10 protein-coding genes are annotated in these 10,647 nt (G+C 52.7%); 7 read left to right on the forward strand and 3 right to left on the reverse strand.

Annotated features, from left to right (window positions below; genetic code table 11):
- Together H6F80_RS26000 and H6F80_RS26005 are read left to right on the forward strand one after the other, a co-directional pair.
- A partial coding sequence (locus H6F80_RS26000) for a GIY-YIG nuclease family protein (protein WP_190794417.1) occupies positions 1 to 258 on the forward strand: 258 nt, incomplete at its 5' end.
- 4 nt (positions 259 to 262) lie between these two features.
- Positions 263 to 469 (forward strand): hypothetical protein, encoded by a 207-nt coding sequence (locus H6F80_RS26005; protein ID WP_190794418.1) that lies wholly within the window; start codon positions 263 to 265, stop codon positions 467 to 469.
- 104 nt (positions 470 to 573) lie between these two features.
- Here the strand turns inward: H6F80_RS26005 and prfB are convergent.
- Positions 574 to 1,696, reverse strand: a protein-coding gene (gene prfB / locus H6F80_RS26010; protein WP_190794426.1) for a peptide chain release factor 2 whose coding sequence is annotated in 2 segments (ribosomal slippage) — positions 574 to 1,623 and positions 1,625 to 1,696 — 1,122 coding nt in all. Because the reading frame shifts where the segments join, the coding sequence is not laid out codon by codon here.
- Between the two features lie 194 nt (positions 1,697 to 1,890).
- Between prfB and H6F80_RS26015 the strand changes: the two genes are divergently transcribed.
- Both H6F80_RS26015 and H6F80_RS26020 read left to right on the forward strand, forming a co-directional pair.
- Complete coding sequence (locus H6F80_RS26015) at positions 1,891 to 3,597, forward strand: AAA family ATPase (protein WP_190794419.1); 1,707 nt, start codon at positions 1,891 to 1,893, stop codon at positions 3,595 to 3,597.
- A gap of 272 nt (positions 3,598 to 3,869) precedes the next feature.
- Positions 3,870 to 4,397, forward strand: coding sequence for a hypothetical protein (locus H6F80_RS26020; RefSeq protein WP_190794420.1), 528 nt, complete (start codon positions 3,870 to 3,872; stop codon positions 4,395 to 4,397).
- A 12-nt stretch (positions 4,398 to 4,409) separates the two neighbouring features.
- Here H6F80_RS26020 and hisA read toward each other — a convergent pair whose 3' ends face one another.
- Entirely contained in the window at positions 4,410 to 5,180 is a 771-nt protein-coding gene (hisA, locus tag H6F80_RS26025) for a 1-(5-phosphoribosyl)-5-[(5-phosphoribosylamino)methylideneamino]imidazole-4-carboxamide isomerase (protein WP_190794421.1), read from the reverse strand.
- Positions 5,181 to 5,444: 264 nt separating this feature from the next.
- Here hisA and H6F80_RS26030 point away from each other — a divergent pair, with 264 nt between their 5' ends.
- The 3 genes from H6F80_RS26030 to H6F80_RS26040 all read left to right on the forward strand — a co-directional run bounded on the left by H6F80_RS26030 (position 5,445) and on the right by H6F80_RS26040 (position 9,471).
- The gene (locus H6F80_RS26030; RefSeq protein WP_190794422.1) at positions 5,445 to 6,278 is read left to right on the forward strand and encodes a DUF975 family protein; all 834 of its coding nucleotides are present in this window, start codon (positions 5,445 to 5,447) and stop codon (positions 6,276 to 6,278) included.
- A 69-nt stretch (positions 6,279 to 6,347) separates the two neighbouring features.
- Positions 6,348 to 6,845: a DUF2752 domain-containing protein gene (locus tag H6F80_RS26035; RefSeq protein WP_190794423.1), complete on the forward strand. Its 498-nt coding sequence runs from the start codon at positions 6,348 to 6,350 to the stop codon at positions 6,843 to 6,845.
- Positions 6,846 to 7,077: 232 nt separating this feature from the next.
- Positions 7,078 to 9,471, forward strand: coding sequence for a heavy metal translocating P-type ATPase (locus H6F80_RS26040; protein WP_190794424.1), 2,394 nt, complete (start codon positions 7,078 to 7,080; stop codon positions 9,469 to 9,471).
- Positions 9,472 to 9,576: 105 nt separating this feature from the next.
- Here H6F80_RS26040 and H6F80_RS26045 read toward each other — a convergent pair whose 3' ends face one another.
- Positions 9,577 to 10,095: a hypothetical protein gene (locus H6F80_RS26045; protein WP_190794425.1), complete on the reverse strand. Its 519-nt coding sequence runs from the start codon at positions 10,093 to 10,095 to the stop codon at positions 9,577 to 9,579.
- Between the last annotated feature and the right edge of the window lie 552 nt (positions 10,096 to 10,647).

A 10,647-nucleotide genomic window follows, 5' to 3' on the forward strand; every position in this document is an offset into this window, starting at 1 on the left:
CCCGGCATCTATGCAATCCGGCACAGAACCGATGGGCTGCTCTACATCGGTAAAACGAAGAGTTTACGAGGTCGCTTTAGTGGCGGGCATAAAGCCTTTTTGTGGGCATGGCTAGACCAATATAATGATGAAGACGTACGGATTGCAGTACAGGTCATTTCTCATTGGGGGAACCCCGCGTTACTATTGGAGCTAGAAGCCATTATTCTAAGAGCCACCGAACCCCCTTACAACGCCCAGATCCCGACTGAAAGGTGATGTCATGCAAGCCAAACTTCAAGATCAACTTTTTCCCGCGGATGCTGAAGTCATTTTAGGACGATTGCCTGAGCGAATTCGGACGGCTCTGATTGAACGTGCTACTGAGATTGAGTATCCAATCGAGGCAGTAATTGAGATGGCGATCGCCAGTTTTCTCGATACAGAGGCATTAGGTTTTGCAGATTGCAAACCAGGGCGGGGGCAATAGCAGTTTCCTGCTAAACGCGATCGCTTCTAATATCACTCCTCCAGAAGTAGGCGAGGGAAACAGCGGGGACGGTGTCAGCTCGCTGCAGCTAAGCAAAACCTCTGCTAAACGCTTGCTCCTTCGGTGAGGTGATTTTCCTGGCGCAAACAGGTTTCGATAAACGAATCGAGTTCACCGTTCATCACATCGTCGATCGCAGTGGTTTCCTGATTGGTTCGCAGATCTTTGACCAACTGATAGGGATGAAACACATAGTTGCGGATCTGATTGCCCCAGGCAGCCTCGACGATATCGCCCCGGATATCGGCAATTTCTTTGGCTCGCTGTTCCTGAGCAATGACCAATAGCTTTGCCTTCAGACGCGCCATAGCTTTCTCTTTGTTTTGAAGCTGCGATCGTTCTTCGGTACAGCGCACCATTAGCCCGGTGGGAACGTGGCGAATCTGGACTGCCGTTTCCACTTTGTTCACGTTTTGCCCGCCTTTGCCGCCCGATCGCGTGGTGATAATTTCCAGGTCTTTGTCGGGAATGTCGAGCGTCACTGACTCATCCAGAATTGGCATCACTTCTACGCCTGCAAAGCTAGTTTGCCGCTTGCCGTTGGCGTTGAAGGGGGAAATTCTGACGAGGCGATGGGTTCCCTTCTCGACTTTGAGATAGCCGTAGGCATAGCGTCCGTCGATTTCTAAGCTGACAGATTTCACTCCGGCTTCGTCGCCCTCTGAAATTTCGGTCAAATGCACCTTATAGCCATGTGCTTCGCCCCAGCGCGTGTACATTCGCAGCAGCATTTCTGCCCAGTCTTGCGCGTCGGTTCCGCCTGCTCCGGCGTTGATCGTGAGCACTGCGCCGCGATCGTCATATTCGCCCGATAAAAGCTGCTGAAGCTCCCACTGGTCAAGCTCGCGCTGGAGCCGATTCAGGTTGGCTTCGGCTTCTTGAATCAGGGATTGATCAGATTCCAATTCCAGCAGTTCTAGAATTGCTTTGGTGTCTTCGAGGGCAGACTGCCAGCGATCGAGCTGTTCGATGTGAGATGTGAGATCGTTTAGCTCTTGAAGGGTACGCTGTGCTTGCGCCTGGTTTTCCCAAAATTCCGGTTGGGCAGCGACCTGCTCCAGGTCAGTAATTCTGGCGGTGAGAGCAGGCAGGTCAAAGATAGTCCTGGGTTTTACCCAGGCGGTCAGACAACTGTTCGACTTCGCGTTTAATGTCGAAAACTTCCATCATGGAGAAATTTGCTTCAAACTAGGACTAGCATCTTGCATTTCAATTCTAATCCCTGTGTGCAGGCTTCGCATCGGGTTGAGCGCATTCGAATAAAGCCACGCTCGAATAAAGCCAAAACAATATTGAAGCGCATCTACTTTACTTTTCGCTAAGATCCATTCCTCCCACACCTAAGAACCCCCTTACCCATCATGGCAATACCCGGAGAACAGGCAGACGGCTTTGCAAACAACTGGGCTTATTTAAAAACAGAGCTTCAGTGGTTAGAGCGAGTCTTGCTGCTGGCAGTTGCTCGACAACGCAAAGACACCAAAGAGATCGATCGCTTTTCCCAAACCGCAGCCGATCGTGCGACAAGTCATTGGTGGAAGGGCATCATCTCGCTGGATACTAATGTCGCCTATGACGAACATCGCCAGCCCCAGTCGAGCGCAAAATCGACCTATCCCCAGCAGCTTGAGGCGCAGATTCAAGCCAGTCAGCGGCAAGGAAATGTTCTGGCGTTGCCTGCGCTCCGCGATCGATTGCGCTTGTCGGAATTTGAGAAAAATCTGGTGCTGATGGCACTTGCTCCAGAAGTAAATCGCCGCTTTGCTCAGCTCTATCGATTTTTGCAGGGCAACGAGGGCGGACTGAAGCCCGATCTGCCGATGCTCGATCTGGTTTTGCGATTGCTTTGCCGCACCGATGCCGACTGGTATACCGCTCGCTATCACTTGCTAAATTCTTCGCCGCTGCTGAAGACGGAACTGGTAAACCTGCTGCCCTGCACCGAGCAAACTCGCCTCAGTAGCCCGGTCAAGCTCTCCGATCGCCTGGTGAACTATCTGCTGGCGACTCACCCCACACAGGCAGATCTTGATACGCTGCTGCATCCTCCTGCCCCCAAAGCGGCGGCTCCGGTTGCTGTCATTAGTCGCTGCGTTTATCTTCAGCGTCAGACGGCGACTGTTGCCTGGTCGGATGTTGTTTTGCCACCAGAATGTCTGTCGTCCCTGCAATATCTCACGCAGCAGGTTGCAGGACAAAGGCAGGCAGAGGAAGTTTGGAACCTGGGTGCGGCAGACCTGGGACGAATCGGTCGATTTGCGCTGGTTACAGGCAAGCCTGGAACGGGAAAAACAACCGTCGCTGCTGCCGCTGCCAGTGCGCTCGATGTGCCATTATTCACGGTTGATTTAGCGCAGATCGATCCGGCAAATTATTCGGCAGTTCTCAAAGAAATCAGTCTGTACGCTCCTACCGTGGTGCTGATTAAATCGGCGCAAAAGTGGCTAAGCCGATCGTCTACGCTGTCGATCGCCACCCTTCATCGGTTTCTTGAGGAGCGATCGAAGCTGGCTACCCTGACCTGTTTTAATGTCACCCATCTAGCCTCGGTACAGCTTCAGTGGCAGCGACAAATGGACGGTTTGCTGAGATTGCCTCTGCCTGCGGCGATGGATCGGCTGAAGCTGTGGCAGCGTGCCTTTCCGTCCTCGGTGGCCGTCAGTGAACGAATGCCCTGGCAACTTTTAGCCGATCACTTACTTATTAGCGGTGGCACGATTCAGGAACTTGCTCAGGATATGATTCGCGATGCGGCAGCAATGGGTGCGACGACGATCGAGATAACGCATTTGCAAACGGTTTGTCAACAGCACGGATATGATTTGAAACTTCCCGCAGCACTACTCAAACCCAAATCCTCGCGCAATTCTTCCCGCAAATCTTCGCGTAAATCCTCTGCTGCTGAATCGACTCCATCGGTTGCCCTGAGTATATTACCCGAAACATTGTCTGAAGCATTGCCCGAAACATTACCGGATCTGCTATCTGAAGTACCGCCTGAGACATTACCCGACAAAGCAGCGAAACCATCCGCCGCAACGCGACGAAAGCGAACCGGAGAATCATGACAACAGGTGCGATCGCTTTAGCCGGGGAATGGAATCGATTGAAACAGGTGGAAACTGCGATCGCATCCAGTAGGTAATAGGACGGCAAGCAATGGGATGAGCATCCCGGCAAGCGTCAGGAGATTTAGAAATTAATATTTCTAAACCAAACGGACTGAAAGAATTCAGTTGATTTGTGGGAATCCTGCGTTGATAATGAAGAATCAATCCCTGCGATCGATTCTACAACGGCACTAAATCACATTTTATTACTTTGGGGTAGGAATCTAGATATGGCAAGAGGCACGGCGAAGAATATGGCTAAAGATACGGCTGGGAATGCGACTGGGAATACGGCGACAAGCATGATCAAAACAAAGAAGCGGGGTTCTTCAAACGTTCCGCAGCGGGCCCTCGCAACCGTTAGCCTGACATTGACCGACCTGCCAGAAAAAACCAAAGAATCCTGGTCGCTGCGCGAAGCAGTCGATCAACTTCAAGACTCGATTACGATCGCCATGCAGCGGGGCTATACCTACGACGAAATTGTGACGGTTCTGGCCAGCTGTGGCATTCGGATTACTGCTTCTTCGCTGAAACGCTATCTGTCGATCGTTAAACGCGCCAATTCAGCCACCAAGCCGCGTCGGAGTCGCAATCAGCCTGTGTCCAGCCCACCCGTTGAGGCTCCTATCGTGGAGCCAGTGCTTGAGATCGTTTCGCCTTCCCGTCGTCGGGGTCGAGCCGCTTCAGCAACCAAAACGGCTGCCAAGGCAAAAGCAACGCCCCGCACCACTGCCCCTCAGAAACGCAAAAAATAAGCACCAGTGCATTTAGGCAAGGGTGGAACCAAAATCGGGCGGCACATCCTGCCAGCGACCCTGACCGACTGCACGAATGGCTTCCTTGAGCGAAACGGCTCCGGTATAAAGAGCACGTCCGACGATCGCTCCTGTCACCCCGATCGCTTCCAGGCGAAGCAACTGCATTAAGTCATTCACCGAACTGACCCCGCCCGACGCAATCACAGGAACCGACACCGCATTCGCCAGCTCGCGCAGCGCGTCCAAATTTGCGCCCTGTAGCGTTCCGTCCCGATGAATATCGGTGTAGATAATTGCGGCAACGCCAAACCCTGCCATTTGCTGAGCCAGGGTCACAGCTTCGACTGCTGAGGTTTCCAGCCAGCCGCGTGTGGCAACCTTGCCGTTGCGGGCATCAATGCCGACGACGATGCGATCGGGAAACTCCTGACAAAGCTGCTGCACCAGATCGGGCTGTTCGACAGCAACCGTTCCCAAAATGACGCGCTGCACGCCCAAACGGAGCAAATCCGCCGCACTCGCTCGATCGCGCAAGCCCCCGCCCACCTGCACCGGAATCGATACTGCCTGCACAATTGCCTCGATCGCCTGCTGATTGACCGGATGCCCTGCCTTCGCCCCATCCAGATCGACGAGATGCAGCCAGGTTGCGCCCTGCTCTGCCCACTGCTGCGCCACTGCAACCGGGTTGTCGTCAAACACCTGAGACTGGGCATAGTCTCCCTGATACAGCCGCACACATTTTCCGTCTAGCAGGTCGATCGCTGGAATGACATCCATAAGTTCTACACAGTCTAAATTGCACTTGCCAAACCCTGATTTTACTAAATTGATGACCGAATGGATGAGCGGCAAAATCAGGAAGTTTGTATGGGGCAATAGGTCGCAGTTTCCTCTACCAACTCAGCAAAGACAAAATGTTTAATCATTTGTCACTTCTCGGTGGGTGGCAAGAGCGACAAGTATAATTTGGCGATGTGTATGCAAGTGATGTGTATGCAAGTATTTTAATGCGTTCATTCATAAAAGCATTGGGACTAATAGATGTTTGACGATTCTCCTAAAAATATCAACAGCTTGATTCGAGAAGGCTACACGATCACCCCGATCGCTTATCTCAGTGAAGGCTGGGAAATTTTTAAGCAAAATGCGGGGGGATTTATCGGTTTTTTGATCGTCTGCTTTCTGATCAATCTTGTCCTTACCGGACCTGCCGCCTTTGTTTCTGATCCCGATCAAGTGAGCGGAGTAGCAGCAGCCTGGCGCACTATCGGAAGCCTGATTAGCTCGATTATTTCTGCTCCGCTTTTTGCTGGATTCCTTTTTGTTGCTTTTAAGATCTTGAAGCAACAGCAGACGACCTTCGGGGATTTTTTTAAGGGGTTTCAGAACGGTCGATTTCTGCCTATCTTTCTGACCAGTCTCGTCTCCGGTTTGCTGATTCTTTTAAGCTTAATTCCCTTCTTTATTCTGTTTGGGTTGGGTCTGATTGCGTTGCTCGCGAGCAATCCAGCTTTCGCGCTTTCTACTCCAATTCCTTTCAGCCTGAATCCGACTGTTGCTGTTTTGCTGCTCATTGGCAGTCTGCTGGCACTGCTGCCCGGAATTTATCTTTCGATCGCCTATAACTTTGCGATTCCTTTAGTAGTCGAGCGCAGGCTGGGCTTTTGGGAAGCGATCGAGACAAGCCGTAAGGTGATCACAAAGCAGTGGTTTTCCTTCCTGGGCTTTGCTAGCCTGCTGTTTCTGGTTAACGTAGCAGGTGTGCTGCTGTGTGGCATCGGTTTGCTAGTCACCGCTCCCCTAACGATCTGTGCTACCGTCGCTGCCTATCGTCATATCCTCGGACTCAATCTTTCGAGTGAGATGGCAGTTTAGGCAGTTCAGGCAGTTTCGCCTGGATTTCGCTTCTACCTGGGTTCGCTCTTATCGAACTGATGCTAACTAATGCTGTTTTCTCTTTCGCTTGTGCCGCTTTCCGCTGCTGAACGACGATCGCGCCAGGTTTGCCTCGCGGTGGTTACTGCTCCGATCGCAGGGGCATTCCTTTGTAGGAGCTATCAGATTTCCTGGCTCGTTTGCCCGCTCCGATCGCTGACTGGAATTCCCTGTCCCACCTGCGGCATGACGCGATCCTTTATAGCCGTCACAAGCCGCGATTGGAGTGGGGCGATCGGCTATCACGCCTTTGGTCCGCTTTTGTTTTTGATTCTGCTGATTGCCGCGCTGCATTTATTGCTGGAACTGGGGATGCAGCGTCGAATTCGCACGGTTTATGGACGCTGGATGCACAATCGTCGCTGGCAGCGTTTCCTACTTTCAGGATTCTTGCTGTACTACGGAGTTCGCTTACATCACGGGTTATCGTCCGGCGAGCTATTAGCCGCAATGCAAGCTGCGCCGATCGGGAATCTATTGTTTGAGGGAGTGACTAAACTTTTCTAGAAACAAAAATCTAGCGCTCGTCTAGTGGGCAATGCCGGATCTCTGCAACTGCTTTCTGCAACTGCTCAAACATTTGCTCAGCCGCAAATCTTGCATAAATTTTGCACAAATCTTGCAAAAGCTAAAATCAACCGATCGTCTGTATCCAATTATGTAGCGGTTCGCTAGGCTGGAGATGGAAGCTTGATTGCGTTAGATCACTTCCGATTTGTTTCTCTGACTTCGATCGCTTATGCAGCTTATCCCCGAAAAATCGATCGCTTCTGCCCCCTCTGAATCCGCTTCGGAAACCTTTACGCTCGATGTCAGCGGCATGAAATGTGCAGGCTGTGTGCGGACAGTCGAAAATACGTTGAAGTCAGAAGCAGGCGTTAAAAATGCGATCGTGAATCTCGTCACCGAAGTGGCAGTGGTGGAATGCGCTCCGGGCATCGATTCCGCAGTGCTGGCAGAAAAACTAACTCAGGCAGGCTTTCCCAGCCAGTCGCGCCAGAGCGACACCGCCGCCCCTGATGGGCTGACCCCCGCTGAACGGCAGCAGCAGGAGACGCGGCAGCAAACTCGTCGTGCCCTGATTGCCATTTCGCTGGTTGTGCTCTCGGCGACCGGGCATCTGCACCAGTTTGGCTGGCTATCGATCCCGGGACTGAGCAATATCTGGTTTCACTGGGGACTGGCAACGCTGGCACTGCTGTTTCCGGGACGATCGATTTTGGTGGATGGCTGGCGCGGCTTGCGGCGAAATGCGCCGAATATGAATACGCTGGTCGGGCTGGGAACCGTGACGGCTTACACGGCGAGCCTGATCGCGCTGCTGTTTCCCCGCTTGGGCTGGGAATGTTTCTTTGATGAGCCAGTGATGCTGGTGGGCTTTATTTTGTTGGGTCGATCGCTAGAGCAAGGGGCAAGAAGTCGGGCAACGGCTGCGCTTCAGTCTTTGTTTGACCTCCAGCCCACGATCGCTCGGTTGATTCCGGCTGATTCTCCCACGCTGGCTCCCAACGCAGCAGCTGAAATTCCTGCCAGTCAGGTGAAGGTGGGCGAATGGCTACAAGTGCTGCCGGGTGAAAAGATTCCGGTTGATGGCGAAGTAATTGCGGGACAAACTACGGTGAACGAGTCGATGCTGACCGGAGAAGCCGTTCCGGTGCTCAAACAGTCGGGCGAGTTGGTTGCTGCTGGGACGCTTAACTTGTCTGGGGCGATCGTAATTCGGGCGACGCGCACGGGCAAAGACACGACGCTGGCGCAAATTATTAATCTGGTGGAAACGGCGCAAACGCGCAAGGCTCCGATTCAGGGCGTAGCGGATACGGTCGCAGGCTATTTTACCTATGGCGTGATGACGATCGCTACGCTCACCTTTAGCTTCTGGTATTTCATCGGCAGCCGGGTATGGGCAGAACAAATTCAGCAGTTAGGACATCACGCGATCGGCGCATCCCATGCGCTAATGCACGGCGGCGGCATGGCGGATATGGGCGAGCTGCCAACTTCTCCGCTCTTGCTCAGCCTCAAGCTTGCGATCGCGGTTCTGGTGATTGCCTGTCCCTGTGCGCTTGGGCTTGCTACCCCCACAGCTATCCTGGTTGGGTCGGGCATTGGGGCAGAGCGGGGCTTGCTGATTCGCGGTGGCGATGTGCTGGAAAAGGTGCATCAGCTTAGAACAATCGTGTTTGACAAAACCGGAACGCTCACAATGGGTCAGCCGCTCGTCACCGATTGCTTGCCCGTCACAGCCGATATCTCAGCAGACGACTTGCTTCAGCTTGCAGCCACAGTTGAAAGCGGCACACAGCACCCGTTAGCGATCGCAATCCAGCAGCAGGCACAGCAGCAGGAACTCCCTTTGTTGCAGGCAGACCAGTTTCAAACCGAGCCAGGCTTAGGTGTGGCAGCAACGATAGACCAAAATCGCGTCATTGTTGGGAATGCCCAATGGCTCGATCGCGCTGGTGTAGCAATCCCTCAAGCTGCCCAAACTCAAGCTGAAACCCTGACAGCCGCAGGCAAATCGCTGGTTTATGTGGCGGTCAACCGTGATCTGATCGGACTGATCGCGGCTCAAGATGCCCTGCGACCTGATGCCAAAGCAACAGTCGATCGCCTCAAATCTATGGGATTGCGCGTCATGCTTCTGACCGGGGATCAGCAAACCGCAGCGCAGGCGGCAGCAAAACAACTTGGACTCTCAGAACAAGCTGTGCTGGCAAACGTGCGGCCCGATGAGAAGGCAAAGACGATCGCTCAGCTTCAGCAGCAGGGGACAGTCGGCATGGTGGGAGACGGCATCAACGACGCGCCTGCTCTGGCTCAGGCAGATGTGGGAATCGCACTGTATTCGGGAACTGATGTGGCAATGGAGTCGGCAGGCATTGTGCTGATGCGCGATCGGCTAAGCGATGTAGTGGAGTCGATTCGCCTCAGCCGCGCCACCTTTAACAAGATTCAGCAGAATCTCTTCTGGGCATTCATCTATAACCTGCTGGGAATTCCGATCGCCGCAGGGCTACTGCTGCCCAGTTTAGGAATTGCCCTCAGTCCGGCAACGGCAGGAGCGTTTATGGCGTTTAGCTCGGTCAGCGTAGTGACAAACTCGCTGCTGCTGAGAAGTCGCTTTCGCTAATTCTGGTCAATGAAGTCGTGTTTACAGGGCATTTTCCTGGAATAAACGAAAGTCCCCCAGATCGGGGGATTTTTACGTTTGTCGCTGTTCGTCAAATCCTGCAAACTACCACAGTGCCGGGACGGGTTGAGCCGGGGTAGCCGCAGGAACAGGCACAAAGTTTGGCTGCTGGAAAATAACGGGCGGCGGAGCGGGGGGAATGGGATCTTCGGCTGCGATCAGGGGCGTGGTCAGCAGAGAACCGCTAAATGGATTGGGTAAGTCGGGGGTGCGAATGGTGGGGTCACTGGCGACCTGCTGTTCCAAAACTTCTCGATACAGCCGATCGACTCTTCTGGCGTCCCTGGCGATTTGGTTTTCGGGGAATTCAGGAATGCCCAGCAGCAGCGAAAGAGATCCGCCCAGGCTACGATTGCCAAAAAAAGTACCCGCATTCGAGTAGAAAGCATCCTCAAATGTATCGGGAATCGAGGGTTGAAGGGTCGCGGTTTGCGCCGTTGCCTGATAGCCAGGAACCATCACCGCAGCGATCGTCAAAAGCCCCAACCCATATTTTGAAAATCGCGACTGCCAAAATCGGGAAATGTGCTGCGATCGAGAATGCCCATCTGAGGTTTTGTCCATCGTTTTTATCCTCACAGCCAAAGGTGAAAAAAGGAGCAGGAAGCTTTTGATAGAAACGGATTGACGAACAGTTCGCCTCTCTTTTCTTTCTGTCACAAAGTCCTAACTAATGATAAGAGCAATCGCCAAAATAGGCACATGGATTTAATGCAAACCTCAGCCTGAATCTAGCGATCGAATTTCAATTCGTCATGCGAGTCGATGAAACTCAGAGTGCCCTAAATTCCCGCCAATTTTTCAGAAAAGTTTGAAGCCGTATTCAAACTGCTGCCTTGCTCCTCAGCTTTCCAGTTTCCTCAATTAGAAAGACTTTCAATCCTGCACGAAAACCGATCGCACCCCATTTAAGCCAGTCTGCCTTTATAGGGATGTTTGAAAAGTCATAACAATTACCTGCCCCCGACTAGCCAATTGGGGAGGAAACTGAGCCATCTCTAGGTTTCAAAGTCCTTCAGCATTAAGGGATTTAGGAGGCGATATCGCAGCTTTGATACTTTTCAATTAACCGCTCAACTCAGCAATTTAGAGGGTAAGACCCCTCAGGCGATTTGC

The organism is Leptolyngbya sp. FACHB-711, assembly GCF_014695615.1.
GTDB lineage: Bacteria > Cyanobacteriota > Cyanobacteriia > Elainellales > Elainellaceae > Leptolyngbya_A.

Bases quoted from the DNA above. Each gene is read 5' to 3' on its own strand.
- H6F80_RS26005 (WP_190794418.1), top strand. From the start codon at position 263: ATGCAAGCCAAACTTCAAGATCAACTTTTTCCCGCGGATGCTGAAGTC.
- H6F80_RS26015 (WP_190794419.1), top strand. From the start codon at position 1,891: ATGGCAATACCCGGAGAACAGGCAGACGGCTTTGCAAACAACTGGGCT.
- H6F80_RS26020 (WP_190794420.1), top strand. From the start codon at position 3,870: ATGGCAAGAGGCACGGCGAAGAATATGGCTAAAGATACGGCTGGGAAT.
- hisA (WP_190794421.1), bottom strand. From the start codon at position 5,180: ATGGATGTCATTCCAGCGATCGACCTGCTAGACGGAAAATGTGTGCGG.
- H6F80_RS26030 (WP_190794422.1), top strand. From the start codon at position 5,445: ATGTTTGACGATTCTCCTAAAAATATCAACAGCTTGATTCGAGAAGGC.
- H6F80_RS26035 (WP_190794423.1), top strand. From the start codon at position 6,348: ATGCTGTTTTCTCTTTCGCTTGTGCCGCTTTCCGCTGCTGAACGACGA.
- H6F80_RS26040 (WP_190794424.1), top strand. From the start codon at position 7,078: ATGCAGCTTATCCCCGAAAAATCGATCGCTTCTGCCCCCTCTGAATCC.
- H6F80_RS26045 (WP_190794425.1), bottom strand. From the start codon at position 10,095: ATGGACAAAACCTCAGATGGGCATTCTCGATCGCAGCACATTTCCCGA.